This window comes from Virgibacillus sediminis, assembly GCF_042643265.1.
Classification (GTDB): domain Bacteria; phylum Bacillota; class Bacilli; order Bacillales; family Amphibacillaceae; genus Virgibacillus_O; species Virgibacillus_O sediminis.
This window is the reverse complement of record NZ_JBHRRZ010000038.1, coordinates 124,654-149,375: the sequence shown is the minus strand read 5'-3', so window position 1 is coordinate 149,375 and position 24,722 is coordinate 124,654. Positions and strand designations below refer to the sequence as shown.

The window sequence follows — 24,722 nt, the reverse complement described above, 5'->3', positions numbered from 1 at the left end:
GTAGTCTGCTAGTTTCTATTTCCATTACTCAGACATGAAATTGTGTTGGCAAAGGAGCGAATGAATATGGGTAATAATGACGGAATGAATTATGCACCAAAGGGGAAGCCGAACCCGGTCGTTAAAGAGGGAGAATTCCAAATTGCGGCCGCGGCATTGGATCATGGCCATATCAACGGTATGATCAACGGCCTGCTTGAAGCTGGCGCCACTTTAAAATGGGTGTTTGATCCCGATGCAAAGAAAGTGGAAGAGTTTATTGAAAAGTTTCCAGACGTACAAGTCGCTGAATCATTGGAGCAAATATTGGAAGATGATGAGATTAAACTGGTAGCAGCAGCAGCAATTCCTTCTGAACGCAGTGCGTTAGGAATCAGAGTGATGGAGGCTGGCAAAGATTATTTCACAGATAAAACGCCATTTACTACACGGGAACAATTAGAAGAAACAAAACAAGTAGTAGAACGCACCGGGCAGAAATATATGGTGTATTTCAGCGAACGCTTGCATGTAGAAGGGGCTGTTTTCGCTGGTGAACTAATTAGGGATGGTGCCATTGGTGACGTCATCCAAGTTACTGGGTTCGGCCCGCATCGTTTGAATGCGCCAAGCCGTCCTGATTGGTTCTTTAAAAAAGAACAGTATGGTGGAATTTTATGCGACATTGGCAGCCACCAAATTGAACAGTTCTTGTACTATACAGGAAACAAAGATGCAGAGGTTCTGCACAGCAAGGTCGGCAATTACAATAATCCAGAATATCCTGAGCTCGAAGATTATGGGGATGCGACACTGGTTGGAGATAATGGGGCAACGTTTTACTTCAAAGTGGACTGGTTTACCCCGGACGGCTTAAGCACTTGGGGAGATGGACGGACGTTCATTACCGGGACAGAAGGCACCATCGAAATCCGCAAATATGTCGATGTAGCACGCGAGGAATCGGGAGACCATCTTTATTTGGTAAACAAAGACGGAGAAAAGCATTATGAACTGTCAGGGGAGGTCGGATTCCCATTCTTTGGTGAATTGATCAAAGATTGTTTGAACCGTACAGAAAACGCCATGACCCAGGAGCATGCTTTTAAAGCAGCAGAATTATGCTTGAAAACACAGGAAGAAGCAATTGTTGTAACAAAATAAGCATGGTTAAAAACGACTCACACCTTTATTGGTTTGTTGAGTCGTTTTTTATTGCGGGAGGATGAGGTAATAAAGCCCCTATTTCTAGCTTGGAGGAATATTAATGACCTGCCCGGCATAGATAACGTCTGGATTGGTAATCTGCGGGTTGATCTGCAGGATTTCTTCGACGGTAGTGCCGAACCATAGGGCAATTTGGAATAAACTGCTTCCCGGCCGGACGATATAAGGTGTAACAGTTGGCCTCGGTTCACACTGTGCTCCCAGGGATGCCCATGTTTCTTCATCCGCCACCCCTGTCACCTCCAATTCTCTTATGGAAGACTGCCATGTAAGCAGTGCCTGTTGCGTCCTTGGACCGTAGATGCCATCAATGGGCCCGGTGTATAGGCCAACAAAGGCCAGCAGATACTGCAGCCTTCTGACGGGGGCACCCCGGTCACCCTGTTTCAGCACAGGGCATAATTCCGATGCTCCATTGTCTGGTATAAAGATGACTTGCCCAGGGTAGATGAGGTCGGGGTTCTGAATTTGAGGATTTAAGGAGAGAAGGATATCGGCCGTCGTATGAAAATTTCGGGCAATACTGGACAAAGAGTCACCCGGCTGTACGATATAATTCATCAATTCCACCTCATTTCCATTGTTAACATACCCTATTCGGATATCGGGGGCAATGTGCCTATCCACCGGCAATCCATTCTGATAAATATTGAATTGGAGAAATGGAACCGTGTCGGCCATAACAAATGGCAAAAACCATGTTTGTGCTGGCGGATACTATTTCCACACTGCCAAGAGAGGCACTTCTTTGAAAGGGGGCCTTTTTCTTTTTTTGCTCTCCGCCTGAGGAATTCATAATAATTCCCTCAGTAACTCATACTAAGGGAAAATTCAGGAGGAGTGTGGATAATGGGTGAACAATCTATGTTCAAGGCAGGACAGAAAGCGCCGAATAATGGCATTTATGTAGAAAACGGTGAAACAGGCAGCAACGTAAATGACCCGCGGCAGGTGGAAATGGAAGCTGGGCAGGAATTTCCGCAGAACACCAACCAGGACCGTGTTTGGATCAAGAAGCGCGATCTTCATAAGCCGGGTGTCCAGGGGAGAAGTAATAACTGAGCTTCCTGCTAGTTGAAGAGGCTGCTCCAGTGGGGGGCGGCTTTTTGTTTAATAAACACCCTGAGGTTAAGAATGGCTAGTGAGGTATGGCACAGGCAGCGTTGCGAGCTTCCGTTTTGAGAGATATGTATGGGAATCCTGCGCGGAACATAGATAAACCCCATATGGTGTTGGGCACAAGGATGGACAAAACTAAAAGTATTTAATTCAAAAGGCGAACGATGCACTGAATCAGCGGAGCATATTTCCGCAGCGGCAATTTACCCCCATATATTGAAGTTAGATTAAACAATCTTGTCCCAACCTCGTGCCTTTAACCGTTATGGGAACGATGTGATAAATCATGCTGTTTATAGACATGATGAGGATAACATAGCAAAAGGAGAGTTTGGCGGATGGATCCTTTATTTGTGACGCAGGAGGAAGTTTTTAGCTTTTATACGAAAGATGGAGAAAAACTGGAACGGAAAACGGAGGTGCGGTTTGATCCTCTCACAGGAGAATCTTCCCGGCTGGTTGTTGATCCGGGGATGAAGCAGCTGGAAAAGGTATACCACCGTAATCAAATGAAGGAGAGCAGGGAGAATTGTCCACTATGCCCAGAAAATCTGGAGAAACTGACACCGGTATTCCAGAAAGTAATCAATCCGGAAGGCCGGATCAGGCAGGGATCGGCCGTCGTATATCCAAATATGTTTCCCTACGGCAAGCATAATGGGGTGGTTGTGGTTTCTGAGGAACATTATCTTCCGCTGAAGGAGTTTACTGTGGAAATGATCCAGGATGCATTCCAGGCAGCACAGCAATATATCCAGCAGGTACTCCGGGCGGAACAGGACGTAATGTATGTCTCTGTTAATTGGAACCACCTGCCGCAAGCGGATGGCAGCACTCTACACCCACAGTTGCATGGGGTTGTTTCAGAATCGGCCACCAATTATCAGAGTCTCTTTGACCGGAAATCACGTGCCTTTCAAGAAAATCACAGACGCGAGTATCTCTCTTGGCTGTATGAGCATGAAAAAGGCGGCGAGCGCTGGGTTGGGGAAAAAGGCAGCGTAGCATGGATCCATGCGTTTGCTCCAAAGGGGCATTATGATGTTCAAGCGATCTTCAAAGGTGTCACAGATATCAAGGATATTAAGCAGCAGGATTGGAATGACTTCGCCCATGGACTGAAGGCAGTGTTCCATACGCTTGAACAGGAGGGTCTGGACGGTTTCAATCTATCCCTCACCTTTTCCAATGAAGGCTCACCTGCCCATGCCAGAATTATTCCGGTAGGGCATAGCACTACTGGCATCCATGCCTTCCAGACACTTCATCAAGAGCCGATCGTCTATAAAAACCCGGAAGAAGCTGCTCGGAAGGTCAAGAAATATTTCTAATTATACCGTAAAGGAAGTAAGAGAGAGTTGGCACTACTATCGGGAAGCATCTCCCCCACATATATATGGTGAAACGAGCCATATGAGGAGGGTTCTGGAAATACTATAAGTGCCGCGAAACCGCCATTTCGGCAGAGAATAACCACTTCCTGTAAAATTCCGAAAATATGTTGACATTTTTGTCGAATGGCTATAGTATTAAGTCTATGAAAATTACATACAGCTTATCAAGAGTGACTGAGGGAACAGGCCTGAAGACGTCACAGCAACCTTCCGAAACGGAAAGGTGCTACCTCCTGCAGAATGAGCGAATCCATTCTGAAAGATAAGGGTTTGAAAACAGATATTCAGCCTCTCTTTCGCATATGGAAGAGAGGCTTTTGTTTAGGTGAATGGGGGGGAGCAGCATGATTGAACTTCGCAACGTAGAGAAAGTGTACAAGGTCAAGAAAAAGCTGGTAACTGGCGTAGACCAAGTGAATCTGCACATCGATAGCGGGGAAATCTATGGAATTGTCGGATACAGCGGTGCTGGGAAGAGCACACTGCTGCGTTGCATGAATATTCTGGAGCGGCCGACAGCAGGCGAGGTGCTGATTGATGATGTTGATCTTCTGAAGCTTCCGGCCAAAGAACTGCGCAAGGCCAGACAGTCGATCGGAATGATCTTTCAAGGATTCCATCTCGTGTCTTCCAAAACAGTGGCCGAGAATGTAGCGTTCGCTCTGAAAGCGGCCGGACTCGGAAAGGCGGAACAGCAAAAGCGGGTGGAAGAACTGCTGGAACTTGTGGGGCTTGCTGATAAGGCAGATAATTATCCGTCCCAGCTCAGCGGCGGACAGAAGCAGCGGGTCAGTATTGCAAGGGCACTGGCCAATAATCCGAAAGTACTACTATGCGACGAGGCAACCTCGGCATTGGATCCCAGTACGACCAAGTCTATCTTGCGCCTGCTTAAGAAAATCAACGAGGAACTTGGCATCACGATTGTTATCATTACGCATGAGATGGAAGTCGTGAAGGAAATCTGCCACCGATGTGCAGTCATGCAGAATGGAAAAGTCGTGGAAGAGGGAGAAGTGTTCGACATCTTTTCCAATCCGAAAGAGGAACTTACTAAAGATTTCATCCAGACCGTCCTGCAATTCACTTTGCCGGAGAAGCTGTTGGAAGACTGCAAGGGAACCTTGGTGAAACTGCAGTTCCGCGGGGATCTGGCGAAAGAAGCAGTCGTCTCCGACATGTTGCAGGCCTACCCGGTCAGCGGCAATATCCTTCACGGAAAAGTAGAGTATATAAGGGACATGCCTCTTGGCGTGTTCATCATGGAATTGACCGGTGAAAAGGAGCAGGTGGAAGAAGCGATTGCGTATTTGGAAGAGCGGGTTCAACAAGTGGAGGTGATCCGATATGGATAGACTGATAGAACTCCTGCCGGAACTGAATCAAGCATTCTTTGAAACCTTATATATGGTGGGAATTTCCCTTGGGATAGCTATCTTTGTCGGGCTTCCGCTTGGGATCCTCTTATACGTAACCGATCGGGGGCTTTTCCTGGAGAACCGGTTCGTTAAAGTTGCAGCGGGCATCGTCACCAATCTGGTGCGGTCGATACCATTTATCATTCTGCTTGTCTTCCTGCTGCCTGTCACCGATGCCCTGCTTGGAACGACCATTGGGCCGACAGCGGCTGCCGTGCCATTATCTGTTGCCGCCATCCCGTTCTTTGCCCGGATTGTCGAGACCTCGGCAAGGGAGATAGATCAGGGAGTAATAGAGGCTGCCGTATCTGTAGGTGCGTCACCATGGATGATCATCAAGGATGTCATTCTCCCGGAAGCAAAGCCGGGGATTATCAGCGGTGTGACGATCACGACCATCAGCCTGATCGGCTTCTCTGCCATGGCGGGGACGGTAGGTGGAGGCGGTATCGGCGATCTGGCCATCCGCTACGGCTATTACCGCTATGATGACCTCATCATGTATACCACCGTTATTATACTGATCGTGCTAGTCCAAGTTATTCAATATGCCGGGGACTTCATTGCCAGGGTAGTTAATAAGCGATAGAAAACATATATCCATAGAGGAGGAAATTTGATGAAAAAGAGTGTAGGAATCATTTTTACATTGATTGCATTAATAGTTTTGGCTGCATGCGGAGGAGAGGAAAGTGCTTCTGGTGCCGATGAGGGCAAGAAAGAGACGATCCGCTTCGGAGCCACTTCCGGACCATACAGTGATATGGTCAATAAAGCATTGAAGCCGTTGCTGGAGGAAAAAGGATACACGGTGGAAAACACGGAATTCAGCGACTATATCCAGCCGAACAATGCTTTGCATAACGGCGACATTGATGCCAACCTGTTCCAGCATAAATTGTATTATGAGTCATTTGCCGAGGAAAACGGCATGGACCTGTCCGAAGTGAAAATTGTACCGACTGCACCAATGGGGCTGTATTCCAATACGTATGACTCCATTGAAGATATTGAAGAAGGAAGCAATATCACTATTGCCAATGATCCAACCAATCTGGCGCGCACACTGATCATGCTCGAGGATGAAGGACTCATTACATTGGATGAAGAGGTAGACCAGCTGCGTGCTAGCCTGGCTGACATCAAAGAAAACCCGAAAAACCTGCAGTTCAAGGAAATTGAAGCAGGCCAACTGCCACGGACTGCTGACAGTGAAGACCTGGCAACTGTTCCAGGGAACTTTGCACTTGCTGCCGGCATGGATCTGCTTGACGCTCTGGCACTTGAAGATATGCCTGATGACTATCGGAACCGTGTCGTAGTGAACACCGAGGACCTCGATAGTGAGTGGGCTCAGGATATTAAAGAAGTTATCGAATCACCGGAATTTGAAGCAATCATTGATGAAGAGTTCCAAGGTTTCGGCAAACCGCAATGGATGACGGAATAAGTGTAAAAGGCTGTGCTGCCCTGTCGGGCGCACAGCCTTTTTACATGGTGAAATCTAAAATATCACCCGAACAGGCCAAGCTTTCCAATGCGTTCCGCAGCTTCGGCGAGCCGTTCTTCGCTGTCCAATAGTCCTACTCGCACGTATCCTTCTCCTTGCTCGCCAAATCCATTGCCTGCTGCAACGGCTACATGGGCTTTTTCCAGGAGGAGGTCTGAGAACTGCTGGGAAGTGTAACCTTCAGGGACAGCGAGCCAGCAGAAAAAGGTGCCTTTTGGAGCGCCCAAATTCCAGCCGATGGACTTAAGTTTTTCAATAAAAACATTTCTTCTGTTTTCATAGGTTTCCACGAGCTGTTCAACTGCCCGCTGGTCGCTGGACAGCGCCTTTTCCGCGGCCTGCTGGATAGCACTGAACAGGCTGACATACAAATGATCTTGAATCAGGTTGAGACTCTCAATCACTGAAGGGTTGCCTACAGCGAAAGCCACACGCCAGCCTGCCATGTTGTAGGTCTTGGACAAGGTATACATCTCGACGCCGACATCTTTGGCTCCCTTAAACTGGAGAAAACTGAGCGGCTTTTTGCCGTCGAATCCAATCGCACCATAGGCAAAATCATGGACCACACAAATGTTGTGCTGCCCAGCCACGTCAATGGTTTCCTGGAAAAATTCCTCTGTTGCAGTGCCTGCGGTTGGATTGTTCGGGTAGTTTAAAAACATCAACTTTGCCTTATCCAAGTTTTCTGCGGAGATTTCGCTGTAATCCGGCAGAAAATCATTCTCGGCTTTCAGTGGCATGAACGCAGGTTCTGCATCTGCCAGGGCAATTCCGGACATATAATCCGGGTAGCCGGGGTCGGGGAGAAGGGCAGTATCTCCGGAATTCAGCAGGCATTGGCTGATTTCCACTAGTCCTGTCTTCGCTCCTGCCAAAATCGCCACTTCCTGTTCCGGATCTATCTCCACCCCATACTCCCGTTTATAAAAATCGGCAATCGCCTGTTTGAGGAACGGCTGTCCTCGAAATGGGGAGTACTTGTGATATTCCGGGATGCCGGCCGATTGTTTCAGATCTTCCACTATATGCTCAGGTGTAGGAAGATCTGGATTTCCCTGCCCGAGGTTGATGACATCATGTCCTTGATCCTTCAGCCTCTGAACCTTTTGAACCAAACTGGCAAAGAACTGTTCAGGCAGCCGTTTCAATGCCTCTGATTGCTCAAATTGCTGCATGCTTTCACTCTCCTAAACTATGTACATGAATATTTTCTTCTTGGCTGGATTGCCATCGCCGTACGGTCAGTGGCAATCCAGCCGTGCCCCAGAGATGTTTCAGTCATACATCTCCGGCACACGGCTGTCGAACACAGGTACATCCTTCCTGATTTTCTCTACGGCGGAAAAGTCAAGGACGGCTGTTACGGTTTCTGTAAGGCTATCACTTCCAACAGCGAGTTCCTTGCCCCATGGGTCAATAATCATCGAATTTCCGGCAAAGTCCGTACCCTTATGAGAACCGACCACATTACTGGACACTACAAAGAATTGATTCTCAATAGCCCGGGCTAATTGGAGGTATTTCCAATGATCAGTCCTGGCTGACGGCCATTCCGCTACAATGTGGAGAACTTGGGCATCCATCAGTGCCAGCTTCCGTGCAAGTTCCGGGAACCGGAGGTCGTAGCAGATAATCAGGCCCATCTTGATTCCGTCCAGCTCAAACGTACTCGCTTTTTCCCGGCCGCCTGCCAGAAATTCCGGTTCATCCAGCATGGGAACCAGATGGATTTTATCGTATTGATAGACCCGCTCGCCTTTGCGATTGAAAACAAGGCTGGTATTATAAAACCCGCCCTCTTTTTTGTTGCCGATCGAGCCCCCAATGATATTGACCTGATGCTGTTTCGCCAGCTCACTGAGCAATGATCCGCTTGGCTCTTCATTGCGGTCTGCTGTCTCCTCGAGCTTATCGAGGGCATAGCCAGTATTCCACATTTCCGGAAGCACCAGTGTATCAGGCTGCTCCTGCTTGACCGCCTCCTCGGCCCATTCCTTTACAAGACGCCGATTTTCCTCCGGGTCTGCCGGCACTACTTCCATCTGATAGATTGCATATTTCATAAACCATCCACCTTTCCAAGAAATTATAAATAAAAACGTTACGGCCGTGATTGCCCGGCAAGGGCTTCGCATCCTCAGGGCACTGCACCCAGCCACATCCTCCACAGTGGCAGCATGTACTTGGCTGCCAGTCCACTGCCAAGCCTATTACATCAGCAAACATCCGATCGCGCCGGCATGGCCGCCCCGTTGGAGGAATATCGGCTCATATGGCAGCATTTCCTGAAAGCCTGCCAGCACATTCCTTAGTGGCAGGTTGCCATTCAGAGTACTGCCGGTGAAGACAATCTGCCCGACCTGCTGCATGGACGCTGCCTGGCCTGCCAGCATAATAATGGTCTCCCCGACAAGCTGGGTCAGACTGGCCATATGATCTGCTGATGTGGCATGGTCCATGACATGCGCTTTTCCGTAATTGGCGGCGGTCAGTTCCCCGGAAATTGGCGGAGCTTCCCCACCGGCATAAATATCTTTGACCAGTAAATCATTCTTGCTACGGTCGCCTTGTTCAGCAAGCTTAACCAGTTCCGGAAAACTCTTTTCACCTGTCAGGCGAATGCCGAGTCCATACCATGTACCGCCGCCGATCCCCGTGCCGAATAGTCGCTCATAGCTGTCTGGTGTCACCCGGAAAATCGAAGTCCCTGTGCCGACACTGACCAAGATGAAGCTCTTCACTTCATCCCGTTTTTCTTCTTCCAGCAAAAAGCGGGTCCCTTCCGTCAGAGCTGTGAATTCATCGACATTTTCTACAGGAACACGGGATTTCTGTTGGATGAGTCCACTTTTTCCACCGGTCACTGTCAAGCGGGCTTCCGGATAGGTGAACTGCAGCCACTGCAACATGGCATCCAGCTGTCCATTCGGGTAGGCCTTCGTATGTATCCGCCCCTTTTCTTCATAAGCCAACTTTGTCAGTGTGCCTCCTGCATCGATACCAATTCTGGTTTCCATCATTCCGCCTCCACTAGAAAAGTGATTACTTTTTCTTACTATATAGTGTAAAGGAATCTGTCACATAATTGTATGTTTTTCTAGGGCTGTTTACGGAAAAAATGGATATAAGCTTCATAGCGAAGATTTGATTGGGGTTTTTCGGAGTTTGTTTTATAATGGAAGTGAAACCTTCTGCCTATTTGTATCGTATGAGAAGGAGAAGGTGAGATTCTAATGGAGACAGTTACGTTTTTATATAAATCATAGGAGTGAAGAAAAATGAAGGCATTTTTCCAGTTTATTCTCCGTTCAACTTTTGCCACTTCAGCAGCCGTAATCACTGCGCTGATCAGCTTTTTTGGATTTGATGCGGCGATGCTGCTATCGGGTGTATATGGCCTGTTGGGCGGGGGAACAGCCTATGTTTCCGCCAAGCAGATTTCCGACCACCGGGAATTGAAGAGTCAGGGGTTGAGCCGCAGGGAATATAAATATATCAGGGAAAACCTGAAAGAGGCAAAACCGAAGATAGCAAGGCTTCAGCGTTCATTGAAAAGTGTTCGCAGTTTTGGACAGGCCAAGGAAAATTTGGAGATCCTCCTCACTGTCCGCAAAATCTATTCCAATACGAAAAAAGAGCCGAAACGGTTCTACCAGGCGGAATCCTTCTTTTATAAGCATTTGGATTCGCTGGTTGCCTTAACAGAGAAATATGCCTATCTATCCTCCCAGCCGGCAAAGACAAAAGAAATGGTTCAATCTTTGAAAGAAACCCGCCGGACTGTCAGAGAAATGGGGGAGACGGTGAAAAAGGATCTTTATGTCATGCTGAATGAGGATATGGACACGTTGAATTTCGAATTGGATGTCGCCAAACAGTCGTATCGACATGTAAAGCAAACCGACAGGAGGGTGCTTAAATGAACGAACCGGAAAAAAATAAACAGTCCCGGCAATTAGATGATCTGCTCGCCAATCCGTTTGGGGATGAGAAGCAAGCGGAAGAAGTTCGCTCTAATGAGCTGCAGGAGGACAAGCCTGCCAAGCTGATAGATAGGCTGCCAGATGAAAGCAGGGAAAAGGCCCGTCAGCTGGCACAGCAGATTGATCCGAACAATTATCAGTCCATCACCCAATACGGAACAGAAGCACAGTCCAAATTGCTGGATTTCTCCCACGCCATGCTGGAGCATGTCCAGCAAAATGATTCGGGGGAAGTCGGCCGGATACTGGAAGATCTGATGAAACGGCTGGAACAAGTGAATCCGGATGAATTACAGCCAGAAAAACGCGGGGTCTGGGCAAAGATGTTTGGGAAAATTACCGGATCTGTCAATGAAATCCTTTCTAAATACCAGAAGACAGGAGCCCAGATTGACCGGATCAGTGTCAAGCTTGATCATCATAAAAGTACATTGACCAAGGATAATGAGATGCTCCAGCAGGTTTTCGAAAAGAATAAGGATTATTTCGATGCTCTGAATATCTATATTGCTGCCGGCGAACTGAAGCTTGAGGAGCTGGAGACCAAACTGATTCCGGAATTGAAGCAGAAAGCAGATCAGACAGGCAGTCAAATGGATGTCCAGGCCGCTAATGATATGATGCAATTTGCCGAGCGTTTGGATAAGCGAATGCATGACCTGAAGCTCAGCCGGCAGATCACGACGCAGAGCGCTCCGCAGATCAGGCTAATCCAGAACACCAACCAGGCATTAGTGGAGAAAATCCAATCCTCCATCCTTACAGCAATTCCATTATGGAAGAATCAGATTGCTATTGCCCTTACGCTTCTGCGCCAGCGAAACGCTGTCGAGGCCCAGAAGCAGGTTTCCAAGACTACGAATGAGCTGCTGGTCAAGAACTCTGAGATGCTGAAAAGCAATTCAATTGAGACGGCCAGAGAAAATGAGCGTGGGCTGGTTGATATTGAGACATTGAAACAGACGCAGGAGAATCTGATGAGTACGATTGAAGAAACGCTTCAAATTCAATCAGAGGGGCGTAAGAAACGTAGTGAAGCGGAGAAGGAGCTATTGGGCATGGAGAATGAGTTGAAAAATAAACTGTTGGAATTGAAATAGGATTAGAGGGCTAGGACAAAAGAAAATTCTCAAATAACTAAAGATCCAGTTTAGTGGAGATTGCCGCTACGGAAATATGCTTCGCTTTCCGCGGGCGGCTGGAGAGCCACCTTGTGCTTCGCACTGCGCTGTCTCGCCTAGGCCTTTCCTCCCGCAGGAGTCTGCGCATATTTCCTACGCTGGTTGAGTGTGCTGTTCATCATTTCGGGGATAGTTTAATATTGCCTCTCCTCTATTAAACTGGGAAGAGAGGGGAAAGATAAACTAACTCGAAATCTTGGTTAGTGGGCCGCTGCCGCTGCGGAAATATGCTTCGCTTTCCGCGGGCGGCTGGTGAACCTCCTCACGCTGTCGCACTGCGGGTCTCGCCTAGGCCTTTTCTCCCGCAGGAGTCTGCGCATATTTCCTCCACTGGTTTAGTGTGTGTTGTTCATCATTTAGGGGGATAATTTCCTCTCCTCCTGTCTTCCGTTCTATCTTTTTTGCATGTGTATCAACAGCTGTTTATAGGCAGCTGCTTCCTCTTTCTCTCCTTTTTCCGTACATATTTTCACTAAGTAATTGACTGGCTTGGGGTTTTCCGGATGCAATTCCATCTCCCAGGTAAAACAGTCAATGGCCTGGTCCAGCTGACGAAAATGAAAATACAGTTCTCCGAGGTCATACTGCCTGTCGGGGTCTTCTGCCAATGACTTCATTCTATGGAGTTTCTGTTCAATCGGCAGATGATGTCCAGCCTGGGATAGTGGTGCGAGCCAATCAAGAATGTCATCAGGCGAGTATTCTTTTAAGGCAGCTCTGACAAACGGGGCAGCCAATTGTTCCAAGAGATGCGGTTCGTGTTTGCTAATCTCCAAAAGACGATCGATGGGGCGGTTCATTAGAGAGGCCAGCAATAGGTCATCAGCCTGTTCAAATGCTTCTAGCACATTGGGTAGATGTCTTTCTTGAAGGGGAAGGTCGCTGGCCATTACGTACTCCACAATCGAGTCAGCGTCACCCAAAGCGAATAGGGACTCGGCCAAATGCTCTGCCACTTGAGGATGGCGGCAGGAATTGTAGAGGTCAAGCAGAATATCCAGCTGTTCTTGTTCTGTGAAATTTTTAGCCAGCCCTTGGATGGCGGAGAAGTTATCAGACGTAAAACGGTTCCCGAGCAGATGGATTCTCAGCGTGAGTTCATCCATCCACCGGCCTTGCTGCTGATAGAAGGAGAGGAGCTTTGTTGCCTTTGATGGATCAAGCAGGTTGCTGAAGCAGATGGATTCCAGCTGGATTGGAGCTTTTTCTGCTGCCTTATCCAAGTGCTGATACATTTCTTTATAGGGCTTGAACTCCAGTTTGTTGATCATATCTGTAAAAAATTGAACAGATGGCTCACATTCTGTCCCCAGCAGAAGAATTTGGTATGCCTTGAAGACCTGGCCGTTGCGCTGGTAATGATAATAGATCTCTTTGAGTATGCGATTGATTTCTCCGGAGGATGCAAAGGTATCGAAAAAAGTGGCAATCAGTGCGGTTTGGGTATGGGAATAGGTTTCTTTGAGTCTTTTAAAAAATAAGTGAAAGGATGTAAAGGAATAGCTGTCACGTTGGCGGAGCAGCTCGCCAGCTAATGGGTGGGTGCCATCGAAATGGATGCCGTGCTTCCATGCGCGATGGATGTGGGTGCCGAGTTTCATGTGATCGGTGGATGTACCGTTTAGGAACTGATCTTTATAAAAAAGTAAATAGTAATATCTTCCTGACTGGTCGACTGCTTCTATTACTTTACTTTGCTTATAAACCGTTATTCGCTTCGCGGTCAATGGGAACTTCTTCTTGTTGATCTGTACTTCCATAGAGTGGGCTGTCATTATTCATTCCCCCTTTTTTCCCATCCTATCACAGGTACCTAGCAAATATCACTCTAAAGAAATAGAGAAATCTCTCATTTACGATATAATTGGCAGAAGAAGGGGAAAGGAAGGTGGAAAAAATATGCAGTTGATTGCGATTGACTTGGACGGAACTTTGTTGTCTGAAGAAGGGAGCATCAGTCTGGAAAATCGGCGGGTAATCCGGGAGGCTCAGAATCGGGGGAGGATAGTTGTTATTTCTTCCGGCCGTTCATTGCATGATACGCAAGAACTTTTGAAGGAGGCAGGCTTGGATTGCCCGATCATCACTGGGAATGGAGCGGTTGCCTTCCACTCTAGTGAAATTATCCAAAACCTCTATCTGCCGGTCCATATCTCCGAGGAAATGATGGATTTGGCTAAAAAGCATCACCTCTATTATGAGGTGTATACCAATGAAGGTGTTTACATAGAAGAAGGGGGAAGGGAGTTTCTCGAACGGGAGGCCCGTGAGGTATTCGAAGCGAAGGGAGAGCCGGCACCGGAAGAAGCGGCATCCATCATTAACACGCAGCACGAACAGCGAGGCCTTCACTATGTCAGAGATTATCGGAGAATCGATTATACTGATTTGCAAGTCTATAAGATTTTTGTCCTTTCGTTTGATCGAGAGAAACTGTCCAAGCTGAAAAAGGAATTATCCGGCAGGGTGGATATCTCTGTTACCACCTCTGGCCAGCAAAAGCTGGAAATAGGCAATCCCCGCTCCAGTAAAGGCAACGCCCTAAAATTCATCGCCAATTATTTTGAAGTGGACAGCGATGATACGGTAGCAATAGGAGATAATCTGAATGATTTGTCCATGTTCGAGGTTGCCGGCACTTCGATTGCCATGGAAAATGCAGAACCTCAGGTGAAAAAAGCGGCAGACCACATCACGAGGCATCACAATCAAGATGGAGTGGCATATGGAATCCGCAGATGGATCCTCGCGTAATGATTGGCAGAGGAACATCATCCATACCTGTTGGCGCACAGTTAGGAGACTCCATAAAGCACGAAGCCGTGACTGACTTGTCAACAGGTATGGACATGTCCAAGAAACCAGCGAAATCTTCATCACCACCGTATAATTGGAACAAACCCAGCGCTGTACTGGATGCCGCCTGAAAGCCGGGTATGGGCTTAAAAACCCACTACCCGAAAATGGGCGTGTCAGCTGCATCGCCACTGGATGTTCCAGCCCCCATCTGTTCAGGCAAACTTTGTCTGCTGGGCAGCCTCATTCAAAAATCTTTCCTGGGTTCAATATTCCATCCGGGTCAAACAACTGCTTTATTTCCTTCATGATTTCCAGCGCTTCTCCATGTTCCCTCTTTTGAAATTTCTTCTTGCCGATCCCGACGCCATGCTCACCTGTACAGGTGCCGCCGGAATCGATCGCTTTGATGGCCAGCCTTTCCAATATTTGTTCTGCTTTTTTCTGCTCTTCCGGCTTTTTAGGGTCATAAACAATCAATGTATGGAAATTTCCGTCGCCAACATGGCCGAATACCCCTGCCTTCATATGAGCATCTTCCGCCAGTTCTCTGGAATAATCGACAAGCTCAGGCAGCCGGGAAACCGGCACACAAACGTCTCCGCCCAGTACCTCCTTGCCACTGGTATGACGATAGGCATACGAGAGCTCATGCCTGGCTTTCCAGATGCGCGCCCGCTCCAACGAATCCGCTGCGACTTCCCAGTCCTCGCATTGGGCATCCCTCATCAATTCTTCTACAAGTCCTGCCTCATCCTCCACTGTTTTTTTGGAGCCGGCAAACTCGAAGAACAGCGAATGTTTTTCCGGGAACTGGTAGCCGCCAAAACGGTTGACTTCTCCCACACTGACAGCATCCACCAATTCCAGCCGCATTACCGGTATGTCATGGAGGAGTACCAGTCTTGCCGCTTCCGCACAGGCTTTTGCAGTAGGGAAGGTGCATCTGGCGGCAATGGTATGTTCGGGAATGCCATGGAGCTTGAGTGTAATGGAAGAAACGATCCCTAAGGTGCCTTCCGAACCGGCGATCAATCCGCTTAGATTATAGCCGGATGAGGATTTCTTTGCCCGGCTTCCTGTATGTATTACCCTTCCATCCGCCAAAACGACCTCCAAATCGAGGATCTGCTCACGCATCGAGCCATATCTTACCGCAGTAGTGCCGCTGGCGTTCGTGGAGACCATCCCGCCGATGGATGCATCTGCTCCCGGATCGTTCGGAAACATCAATCCATGTTTATTGATGGATTCATTCAGCTCCTTGCGTGTCACTCCCGGCTCGACGGTCACAGTAAAATCCTCAGGGGAAAAATCAATGATCCGCTTCATCCGTTCGGTATTCAGGATGATGCCTCCATGAACAGGGATGCTTCCGCCCTCCAGACCAGTCCCTGCTCCATATGCAGTGACAGGGACATGTTGCTCCTGGGCAATTTGAAGAATAATCTCTATGTCACTCCGGCTTTCAGGGAAGCAGATGACCGCTGGTTCCACTCCCGGATGGCAGGACTCATCCTGGCTGTGGCGCGTCAACTCTGTTTCATTCATACTCACTTTCTCAGAACCTAATTGCTTCATAAGCTCTTCAATCATAATGACCCCCTTTTGTTTGAAAGTGGAATTTTAATAGAATGTAAATATTTTATTTACAAATACTTTATCATGGTTTAAAGTAGTTGTATACAGTATACAGAAAATTACGAGGAGAGCGATTATGGGGAAAATTAAACAAGCAGAATCCCTTAGTGACCAGGCTTATCACCTGCTGAAAAGTGAAGTTATCTCAGGGAAGCTGCAGCCGGAGCAGGACCTGCCGGAAGAAAAGCTTGCCAGTGAGCTGGGGATCAGCAGAACTCCGTTGAGGGATGCCCTGCGAAGGTTGGAGATGGATGGACTGGTCCATTTGCGAAAAGGAAGATCAGCGAAAGTAGCCTCCTTTACCATGGAGGATTCCCTGCAATCGATGGAAATCCGCCAACTGCTGGAAATACATAATATCAAGAAAACTGCGGCGAGGTTCAGCAAGGAAAGAATGGATGAGGTGAAGGCAAATATGGCTGCTCAATGGAAAGCAGTCGAGCAGAGGGACTATCATTCATTCATCGAATTGGACAGGGAATTTCATCTGATGTTGGCTGCTCCAAATCCGAATATCAAGCTGAAGGAAATGATCTATCAAATGAACACCGGATCCTACAGGGCGTTCTTGATATTGTCAAATACACTCCACGTTAGTGCCGTACAAGCCTGTGAAGAGCATGAAGGCATCATCAAAGCATTGGAAAAGCAGGATATTTCCCTCGCGGCCGCACAAATGACTACCCATATGAAAAACATCGAGACTCGTATTTTATCTAGTACAAGCGTTGGCGCACCAAAGACTTAAAATACTGTAGATGAAAAAGTTGAGCCGCACATGCCATGTTTTACCATAAAGAATACAGGAGGAATACGATGAAGAAATTATTATTAGTGCTATTAGCAGGAATATTATTACTTTCAGCATGCGGACGCCCCTCCGGCGGCAGTAACTCCGCCAATGGGGAAGAGGGAAGTGAAGGAAATTCTGAGCAATATACCATAAGGATTGCCCACCTAGTATCTGAGGAGCAGTCATCCCATATTGCCGCAGAGGATTTCAAGGAAAAATTGGAAGAAGAGTCTGATGGACGTTTAAACGTGGAAATTTACCCAAATGGCCAGCTATTCCCGTCCGATAGGGAAGCAATTGAGGCAGTACAGCTAGGAAATGTAGAGATGACCATTCCAGCCATTGCACCACTGGCTTCTTTCAATAGCGGCTTTTCGGTTTTCGACCTGCCATTTTTGTTTGATGATTACGATGCCGCCTATGCAGCGCTCGATGGAGAGCTTGGCCAGGGACTGCTTGACAGTCTGGAGGAGGACGGCATGAAAGGATTAGTGTTCGGGGAAAACGGCTTCCGCCACCTTTCCAATAACGAAGGCCCGGTCGAGTCTCTTGAAGATATCCAGGGACTGAAGATGCGGACATTGGAAAGCTCGTTGCACACCGATACTTTCAAACAGCTGGGAATGAACGCTTCCCCGTTTGCATTCGGTGAATTATACACCGCTTTGCAGCAAGGAACTTATGATGCAATGGAGGCGCCGATTTCTCTGTATTACACCAATAAATTCTATGAAGTTCAGGATTATCTGACACTCACGAGCCATGTCTACCAGGCTACGATTCTACTGATGAATAATGATTTCTATCAGGGGCTTCCCAAGGATCTCCAAGAACTAGTGATGGAAGCGTCTGAAGAATTCAGAGAGAACCAGCGCCAGCTTGCCCAGCAGCAGGACACTGAGTTCCTTGAAGATCTGAAAGAGAACGGCATGAAAGTTAACGAACTTACAGACGAACAACGTCAAGAATTCATTGATGCCGTCCAGCCTGTCTATGATAAATATGAAGAAGAAATTGGACAGGATCTAATTGAACAGGCACAGTCTGCAAACGAATAAAAAAAGGGGGAAAACCAGGCCGTTGGCTTGGTTTTCCCGTTCTATTAAAGGGTGTGAATAGAATGGCGAAGAAATTCGCTAAGTTTGAGGAAGCATTTCTGATTTTTACACTTGCACTGATGGTTGCCCTCATATTCGGGCAGGTGATCGGCCGTTATATATTCCAATCTGCTCCGAGCTGGACAGAAGAAGCAGCACGTTATCTTCATATTGTACAAGTATGGGTCGGAGCAAGCTATGCAGTTAAACTGCGGGAGCATATCCGGGTGGACGCATTCATTATTCGATTATCCGGTCTTCCAAGGAAGTTGATGGAGTCGGTTAGCGTTATCATCTGGTTTGGATTGGTTCTTTTCCTTGCAGTCTTCGGCACCCAGTTAGTGCTTCAGACCATTCAATTCGGACAGGTATCCCCGGCCATGCAAATACCTATGTGGATTCCAATGCTTGCGGTACCGCTTGGTTCTATTGGTATGACGATCCGGCTCCTACAGCAGCTGAGAGATGTCTGGAAGGGAAAATACGGCAAAGAAGAAAGTGAGGAGATTATGATATGAGTGTAGGACTGTTGTTCGGGACATTATTCATCTGTCTGCTGATCGGAGTGCCCATCGCGTTTTCCTTAGGCGTTTCCGCGTTAGTGGCCATCTACTTCGGATCCACACTGCCCTTGGATATTATTGTTCAAAAGGCGTTCACCTCACTTGATTCCTTTCCATTATTGGCCATTCCCTTCTTCATGCTTGCCGGGGTACTTATGGGGAAAGGAGGCGTATCCAAGCGGCTATTGGACCTCGCCACTGCCATGGTTGGCTGGATGACCGGCGGTTTATCGATGGTGACCATTGTTGCCTGTATGTTCTTTGCGGCTATATCCGGTTCCGGCCCGGCAACAGTAGCCGCAATCGGCGGTTTTATGATTCCGGCAATGATTGCCAGGAATTATGGCAGTGGATTTGCTGCAGCAGTACCGGCAGCAGCAGGTTCGATCGGTGTCATTATCCCGCCGAGTATTCCTTTTGTCATCTATGGGGTCACTGCCAGTGTTTCTGTCGGGGATATGTTCCTGGCAGGTATTTTTCCGGGTATCATCATTACTTCAGGTTTGATGCTTACCGCATACATAATTGCCAAAAGAAACGACTATAAGCCACAGGAAGGGGAAGGTGCTACCTTCAAGGACGTATTCAAAGCGTTGAATGATGCAAAGTGGGCACTGCTGATTCCGGTGATTATTCTCGGGGGCATTTATGGCGGGGTTTTCTCCCCGACGGAAGCAGCGGTAGTCTCCGTTGTCTATGCCCTGATTATCGGGACATTTGTCTATAAAGAACTGAACTGGCAGAACATCTATGAGGCGTTTCGGGAAACGATCGTCATCAATGCCACTACCATGATTATTATCGGGTTGTCGGTATCCTTCGCCTATTTCATGACATTGGAGCAAATACCTTCTCAGATATCAGCTTTTCTGACGGATCTGTCCACCAGCCCTATTTTGATTCTGCTTGTGATCAATGTCTTACTTTTGATTACCGGTATGTTCATTGACACCATCTCCGCCGTGGTCATTCTGACACCGGTATTGCTCCCTGTCGTAACTGCACTCGGAGTAGACCCCGTCCATTTTGGTGTTATCCTTGTGGCCAACCTTGCTATAGGATTCGTAACCCCACCGCTTGGTGTCAATCTGTTCGTGGCTTCCACGGTGGGCAAAGTGAAGTTTGAAAAAATTGTAACGGCAGTCATTCCATTCATCATCTCGATGATCATTTGCCTCTTGGTGATTTCATACATCCCAGAGCTCTCCTTATGGCTTCCGGAACAATCGGAATAATCTTTTGATCAAAGGAAGTGGAAACATATGGCAATTTCGATAAATCAATATGCAACAAAACTGGTTGTCCCCGGGATCAGGCAGTTTTCCAATCAGTTGGTGGATTATCCGGATGCGGTAAACCTGACGATCGGGCAGCCGGATTTCCCGACACCTGTTTCCGTTAAGCAAGCTGGGGTAAGAGCGATTGAAGCCGATCAGACAGGTTACTCCCATAATGCCGGTCTATTGGAACTACGGCAGTCCGCCTCCCGCTTTTTTCAAGACACCTATGGCTTCTATTATGACCCGGATACGGAGATCATCATTACCAATGGAGCCAGTGAAGGGCTGGATTCTGTCTTTCGCACGATTTTATCAGAGGGGGATGAAGTCATTCTCACCGCCCCCATATATACGGCTTATGAGTCCAATATAGAACTTTGCGGGGCGAAGGCTGTATACTTGGACACTTCCGACACAGATTTTCTTCCTTCCCCGGAGCGGCTGGAAGAAATGATTACACCGCAAACAAAAGCTGTCCTGCTCAATTATCCATCCAATCCGACAGGGGTGACCATCCCGGCGGAGGTGATGGATCGGTTGGTGGAAGTGCTTGCTAGGCATGAAATATTTATCGTAAGTGATGAGATCTACAGTGAGAATACATTTTCCGGAAGGCATCTGTCCTTCGCAAATTATCAAGAGCTCCGGGACCGCTTCTTTCTTATTCATGGACTTTCAAAATCCCACTCAATGACCGGGTGGAGAATTGGGTTCATCCTAGGCCCGTCCCAATGGATGGAGCATGTCCTCAAGGTTCATTTATATAACGCCATTTGTGCCTCTCTTCCCAGCCAATATGCCGGGATTGAAGCCTTGGACAATTGCCGGGACGTGCCTGCTGAAATGAACCAGGAATATATCAAGCGCCGGGATTTTGTGTATAGCCGTCTGTCAGAAATGGGGCTGGATGCTGTTAAGCCGAATGGAGCATTTTATATATTCCCTTCGATCCGCAAGTTTGGTATTCCATCATTTGACTTCTGTACCAGACTGTTGAAGGAAGCCGGAGTAGCAGCAGTTCCAGGAAGTGCCTTTACAGAATATGGGGAAGGCTTCATCCGTATTTCCTATGCTTATTCCATGCCCGTTCTGGAGAAAGGTATGAACAGACTGGAGAAATTTATCGAATCTTTGAATGGAACACCGATCAGCAATAGCTAAAGAGGAGGTATTTTATGGATAGATTGATGTGGAATACACCGGAAGCATTGAAAGATCTGTTGTGTGAGCTGGTCAGCTGGCAGAGCCGGAGCCTCACGGAGGGGGAACGGACATTTCCTGATAAATTGGAGGCAAAGCTGTGCCGCCTCCGTTACTTCAAGCAGCATCCGGAACAACTGCAGCTTCATGCTACAGGAGATGGGCGGCATGCCGTAACAGCATTATATAAGCATGACAAAGCGGTTGATACGATTGTGATGATCAGCCACTTCGATACGGTAAATACGGAAGAATACGGCCATCTGGAAGAACTTGCATGTAAACCGGCTGCCCTTACCAAGGCTTTGATGGACCACCGCAATGAACTGCCGGAGGAAGCGCTCCGCGACCTGGAGTCTGGAGACTACTTGTTCGGCCGGGGTACGATGGACATGAAAACTGGGCTTGCTCTGCATATGTCCCTGTTAGAAAAGGCAAGCGTTGAGGACTGGCCAATCAATCTTCTGCTGGTGACAGTGCCGGATGAAGAAGTGGATTCTGTCGGAATGAGAGCAGTCGTCCCCCAATTGGTCATGCTGAAGGAGCAATACGGTCTTAGATATCGACTATTCCTCAACAGTGAGCCGACCTTCCAAGCACCTGGTGACGACAACTACTACCTATATACCGGTTCCATCGGGAAAATCATGCCTGCAGCTTTGTTGTACGGGCAAGAAACACATGTGGGAAATCCACTTAGCGGTCTTACAGCAAACTATATGGCGACATTTTTAACCCAGCAGATGGAGTGGAATCCAAATTTCCGTGAAGCAGATCTCGGGGAAGAGACTCCACTGCCGATTTCTCTGAGACAGAAAGATCTGATGACCATGGAGTATTCCACGCAGACTCCATATAGGGCCCAGATTCTCTACAATGTATTTTTGATGAAAAGAAGTGCTCAAGAGGTGATGGATCTTTTCCGCCGTGAAGCAAAGGAAGCCGCTGCAGAGTGCAACCGCAAGTACCAGGCCATCTGCAAACGCGAGAATGTTGACCCAGTCGGTGAAGTGCAAGTGCTTGGCTATGAAGAGCTGATTGAATATGCAGAAAAGAAGCTGGGCAGACAGCAGGTTGCCGAGTTCAGGAAGGAAGCCCTCGGAAACCCGGCTTGGGATGACCGTGAGACATCGATCCGTATTGTCGATAAGCTTATGCTCCATTGTCAGGAACTAGGTCCGGCTATCGTACTTCTATATGCAACTCCATATTATCCGCCAGTGAACTCCTCTAATCATCCGACAGTGAAACAAATGGTGGAATTGCTGAAGGAAACTGCCAGGGAAAACTTGGAGCTGGATGTACATCAGGTTCATTATTTCAACGGTATTTCCGATCTAAGCTATGTGAATTACCAGGATGAGAATGGTGATTGGAAAAGCTTCGAGAAGAATGCACCTGTGTGGGGCGATGCCTATACGATTCCATTTGAGGAAATGCTGAAACTGCAGGGGCCCGTAATCAACATTGGCCCATATGGCAAGGACGCCCATAAGCGAACAGAACGGCTGCATATGGAAAGTGCCTTCGTCCATCTGCCTCATCTGCTGGAAGCGGCAGTACGACAGATTATGACAGGAAGTATAGCAGTGAAAAAATAATAGAAGACAAAAATCGGCTATTTCCCAGGAAATAACCGATTTTTTTATCGTTTAAGCAGCTGCAGAACAGGTCATTGGGAACTTAAAGAGTGGGCCTTAACCATTATTCTCAAAAATCAGTTGATTCATATGGTATGATAGGTAGGAGAGAAGACACAGGGGGATGCGTATGTTTGAACTTTCTATATGGGAATGGCTGATTGTTATCCTTTGTGCGGTCTTTATCGGATTTTCCAAATCAGGGCTGCCGAATATGGTCATATTGGTGGTAACTATTCTGATGTTTATTTTTCCGGCCAAGGAATCTGTCGGAATTCTACTGCCGATGCTGATGGCCGGTGATCTATTTGCAGTAGCTTACTATCGCCGAAATGTGGTTTGGAAGTATCTGGTGTCGCTCATTCCCTGGGTTCTTGCCGGAATATTGGCCGGCTATTTTGTCCTTATGCACATTAATAGTGAACAGCTTAAACCATTGATTGGTGTCATTGTTCTAGCAATGATCGCCCTTCATCTGTGGCGTGAAAAGTTGGGGCAGCGATTCAATGAGATGCTGCCGACCTCCTTATGGTTTACGTCCGTGATGGGTATACTTGGCGGGTTTACTACCATGGTAGGGAATGCTGCTGGCGGAGTGATGTCCGTCTATCTGCTGGTCAAAGGCCTTCCGAAGAAGGAGTTTGTCGGGACGGCTGCCTGGTTCTTTCTGATGGTGAACCTTATCAAAGTACCTTTTTATCTCCAGCTTGGACTGATTAATGGCTCCTCCCTTGCGTTCAACCTATGGATGGTTCCTGCCATTATTATTGGCGCCCTTATCGGTGTGAGAATTCTTCCGCTGATTCCGCAGCAAGTATTCGCCCGGCTGGTCTTGGGGCTGGCTGCTTTAGGAGGAATAAATCTGCTGTTCTAGAATAGGGCAGGTTGTCAGGTCTGATACATAATGACCATGTTCCCAAATTATAATGTCATGTTGAACCAATTGAAAAAGGAGATTTATAGATATGGCTCCATTCATGAATAGAAGACTTTCTACGAAGGACTTTGTATATTCTGAGATAAAGAAACAAATCATTGAAGGTACCCTTGAGCCTGAACAGGCAATTAACGAGGGGAGCCTTGCTTCTGAACTGGACATAAGCAGGACGCCGATCAGGGAAGCTTTGCAAAGGCTTGAAATTGAGGAATTGATTATCAGGCTTCCCAATGGGAGGTTGAAGGTGGCTCCCGTTTCTATAGTAGAAGTAAAGGAGCTATTTACCGTCAGAAGCCTCCTGGAAGGTCTGATCATTAGGGAGTCAACTTTAAAAGCGGGACAGGAAGATTTAGAGGCATTAGAACGGTATACACAGTTGATCACCGAAGCCTCGGAGGCCGACCGATGGAAAGATGTCGTGTCATTTGGAAGCCAATTCCATAATCATCTATATGAAATAAGCAAAAATAGAACAGCCGTCAAAATGCTGAATCAGATCAACGACCATATCTCTAGATACCGCAGGCTTGGACCAGCCAATGACCGGAACCGTAGCAGGGAGGCCGCTAAGGAGCATAGGGAGATGTATGAAGCTGTTGCTTCTCGCAATGCGGACAGGGCGGAGGAGCTGATGAAAGAGCATATAGATAAAAGTCTGAAGGCGGCCATCCACTCCATCGAGGAGCATATTTCAGATCAAGAAAATCACTAGCAATCAGCTTACTTTAGGGTAGGCTGATTTTTTTAGTTGAAAGAGGTTGAGACATATCTAATCGTTGAACTCTAAAGGCGAACAATAATCTAAATTTCCAGAGCGGTTTATATCCCCTAATCAAAACTTTATAGTTAAGTTCGGATTTATTATTGGATAAAACACTTTTGTCCCAATCTCAATTGAAATGTCGATAGAATACAGAATATTCTATTGACAACGTTAAAACGTTTGCATTATGATATACAT

Annotated in this window: 23 protein-coding genes and 1 riboswitch; of the genes, 17 read left to right on the top strand and 6 right to left on the bottom strand. The window is 47.5% G+C overall.

Going from position 1 to position 24,722, the window contains the following annotated elements:
* Positions 1-66 precede the first annotated feature (66 nt).
* Positions 67-1,143: a Gfo/Idh/MocA family protein gene (locus ACFODW_RS15595; RefSeq protein ID WP_390307719.1), complete on the top strand. Its 1,077-nt coding sequence runs from the start codon at positions 67-69 to the stop codon at positions 1,141-1,143.
* 84 nt (positions 1,144-1,227) lie between these two features.
* On the opposite strand, the gene ACFODW_RS15590 is transcribed toward ACFODW_RS15595, so the two are convergent.
* Entirely contained in the window at positions 1,228-1,767 is a 540-nt protein-coding gene (locus ACFODW_RS15590; RefSeq protein WP_390307718.1) for a LysM peptidoglycan-binding domain-containing protein, read from the bottom strand.
* 288 nt (positions 1,768-2,055) lie between these two features.
* On the opposite strand from ACFODW_RS15590, the gene ACFODW_RS15585 reads away from it, so the two are divergent.
* From ACFODW_RS15585 to ACFODW_RS15565, 5 genes are all read left to right on the top strand, one after another.
* On the top strand, positions 2,056-2,268 hold the full coding sequence (locus ACFODW_RS15585) for a YjzC family protein (protein WP_390307717.1): 213 nt from the start codon (positions 2,056-2,058) through the stop codon (positions 2,266-2,268).
* 395 nt (positions 2,269-2,663) lie between these two features.
* Positions 2,664-3,656 carry a hypothetical protein gene (locus tag ACFODW_RS15580; protein WP_390307716.1) on the top strand — a complete coding sequence of 331 codons (993 nt, stop codon included), beginning with the start codon at positions 2,664-2,666 and terminating at the stop codon, positions 3,654-3,656.
* A 221-nt stretch (positions 3,657-3,877) separates the two neighbouring features.
* Positions 3,878-3,988: riboswitch (SAM riboswitch) on the top strand.
* 75 nt (positions 3,989-4,063) lie between these two features.
* The gene (locus ACFODW_RS15575; RefSeq protein ID WP_390307715.1) at positions 4,064-5,074 is read left to right on the top strand and encodes a methionine ABC transporter ATP-binding protein; all 1,011 of its coding nucleotides are present in this window, start codon (positions 4,064-4,066) and stop codon (positions 5,072-5,074) included.
* The gene (locus tag ACFODW_RS15570) at positions 5,067-5,726 is read left to right on the top strand and encodes a methionine ABC transporter permease (RefSeq protein WP_390307714.1); all 660 of its coding nucleotides are present in this window, start codon (positions 5,067-5,069) and stop codon (positions 5,724-5,726) included. The genes ACFODW_RS15575 and ACFODW_RS15570 overlap by 8 nt, the downstream gene beginning before the upstream one ends.
* Before the next feature lie 30 nt (positions 5,727-5,756).
* Positions 5,757-6,587: a MetQ/NlpA family ABC transporter substrate-binding protein gene (locus tag ACFODW_RS15565; RefSeq protein ID WP_390307713.1), complete on the top strand. Its 831-nt coding sequence runs from the start codon at positions 5,757-5,759 to the stop codon at positions 6,585-6,587.
* Positions 6,588-6,649: 62 nt separating this feature from the next.
* Here ACFODW_RS15565 and ACFODW_RS15560 read toward each other — a convergent pair whose 3' ends face one another.
* The 3 genes from ACFODW_RS15560 to coaW form a co-directional block, all read right to left on the bottom strand.
* On the bottom strand, positions 6,650-7,825 hold the full coding sequence (locus ACFODW_RS15560; protein WP_390307712.1) for a pyridoxal phosphate-dependent aminotransferase: 1,176 nt from the start codon (positions 7,823-7,825) through the stop codon (positions 6,650-6,652).
* 99 nt (positions 7,826-7,924) lie between these two features.
* Positions 7,925-8,713: a carbon-nitrogen family hydrolase gene (locus ACFODW_RS15555; RefSeq protein WP_390307711.1), complete on the bottom strand. Its 789-nt coding sequence runs from the start codon at positions 8,711-8,713 to the stop codon at positions 7,925-7,927.
* Between the two features lie 147 nt (positions 8,714-8,860).
* On the bottom strand, positions 8,861-9,667 hold the full coding sequence (gene coaW, locus ACFODW_RS15550; protein ID WP_390307710.1) for a type II pantothenate kinase: 807 nt from the start codon (positions 9,665-9,667) through the stop codon (positions 8,861-8,863).
* 261 nt (positions 9,668-9,928) lie between these two features.
* Here coaW and ACFODW_RS15545 point away from each other — a divergent pair, with 261 nt between their 5' ends.
* Entirely contained in the window at positions 9,929-10,573 is a 645-nt protein-coding gene (locus tag ACFODW_RS15545) for a 5-bromo-4-chloroindolyl phosphate hydrolysis family protein (RefSeq protein WP_390307709.1), read from the top strand.
* Positions 10,570-11,733: a toxic anion resistance protein gene (locus ACFODW_RS15540; RefSeq protein WP_390307708.1), complete on the top strand. Its 1,164-nt coding sequence runs from the start codon at positions 10,570-10,572 to the stop codon at positions 11,731-11,733. Before ACFODW_RS15545 ends, ACFODW_RS15540 begins: the two co-directional genes overlap by 4 nt.
* A gap of 473 nt (positions 11,734-12,206) precedes the next feature.
* Here ACFODW_RS15540 and ACFODW_RS15535 read toward each other — a convergent pair whose 3' ends face one another.
* A complete protein-coding gene (locus tag ACFODW_RS15535; protein ID WP_390307707.1) occupies positions 12,207-13,589 on the bottom strand; it encodes a hypothetical protein in 1,383 nt (460 codons plus the stop codon).
* A 124-nt stretch (positions 13,590-13,713) separates the two neighbouring features.
* On the opposite strand from ACFODW_RS15535, the gene ACFODW_RS15530 reads away from it, so the two are divergent.
* Positions 13,714-14,568 (top strand): HAD family hydrolase, encoded by an 855-nt coding sequence (locus ACFODW_RS15530; RefSeq protein WP_390307706.1) that lies wholly within the window; start codon positions 13,714-13,716, stop codon positions 14,566-14,568.
* A 285-nt stretch (positions 14,569-14,853) separates the two neighbouring features.
* On the opposite strand, the gene ACFODW_RS15525 is transcribed toward ACFODW_RS15530, so the two are convergent.
* A complete protein-coding gene (locus ACFODW_RS15525) occupies positions 14,854-16,206 on the bottom strand; it encodes an FAD-binding oxidoreductase (RefSeq protein WP_390307705.1) in 1,353 nt (450 codons plus the stop codon).
* Positions 16,207-16,327: 121 nt separating this feature from the next.
* Between ACFODW_RS15525 and ACFODW_RS15520 the strand changes: the two genes are divergently transcribed.
* The 8 genes from ACFODW_RS15520 to ACFODW_RS15485 all read left to right on the top strand — a co-directional run bounded on the left by ACFODW_RS15520 (position 16,328) and on the right by ACFODW_RS15485 (position 24,473).
* Positions 16,328-16,999: a GntR family transcriptional regulator gene (locus tag ACFODW_RS15520; RefSeq protein WP_390307704.1), complete on the top strand. Its 672-nt coding sequence runs from the start codon at positions 16,328-16,330 to the stop codon at positions 16,997-16,999.
* Positions 17,000-17,067: 68 nt separating this feature from the next.
* Positions 17,068-18,102 carry a TRAP transporter substrate-binding protein gene (locus tag ACFODW_RS15515; protein ID WP_390307703.1) on the top strand — a complete coding sequence of 345 codons (1,035 nt, stop codon included), beginning with the start codon at positions 17,068-17,070 and terminating at the stop codon, positions 18,100-18,102.
* Positions 18,103-18,164: 62 nt separating this feature from the next.
* Positions 18,165-18,659: a TRAP transporter small permease gene (locus tag ACFODW_RS15510; protein ID WP_390307702.1), complete on the top strand. Its 495-nt coding sequence runs from the start codon at positions 18,165-18,167 to the stop codon at positions 18,657-18,659.
* The gene (locus ACFODW_RS15505; protein WP_390307701.1) at positions 18,656-19,939 is read left to right on the top strand and encodes a TRAP transporter large permease; all 1,284 of its coding nucleotides are present in this window, start codon (positions 18,656-18,658) and stop codon (positions 19,937-19,939) included. Before ACFODW_RS15510 ends, ACFODW_RS15505 begins: the two co-directional genes overlap by 4 nt.
* Positions 19,940-19,966: 27 nt before the next feature.
* Positions 19,967-21,145, top strand: a complete 1,179-nt coding sequence (locus ACFODW_RS15500) for an aminotransferase class I/II-fold pyridoxal phosphate-dependent enzyme (RefSeq protein WP_390307700.1) — start codon at positions 19,967-19,969, stop codon at positions 21,143-21,145.
* 14 nt (positions 21,146-21,159) lie between these two features.
* Positions 21,160-22,785, top strand: a complete 1,626-nt coding sequence (locus ACFODW_RS15495) for a M20/M25/M40 family metallo-hydrolase (RefSeq protein ID WP_390307699.1) — start codon at positions 21,160-21,162, stop codon at positions 22,783-22,785.
* A 169-nt stretch (positions 22,786-22,954) separates the two neighbouring features.
* Positions 22,955-23,698, top strand: coding sequence for a sulfite exporter TauE/SafE family protein (locus ACFODW_RS15490; protein WP_390307698.1), 744 nt, complete (start codon positions 22,955-22,957; stop codon positions 23,696-23,698).
* A gap of 91 nt (positions 23,699-23,789) precedes the next feature.
* Positions 23,790-24,473 (top strand): GntR family transcriptional regulator, encoded by a 684-nt coding sequence (locus ACFODW_RS15485; RefSeq protein ID WP_390307697.1) that lies wholly within the window; start codon positions 23,790-23,792, stop codon positions 24,471-24,473.
* Positions 24,474-24,722: the final 249 nt, after the last annotated feature.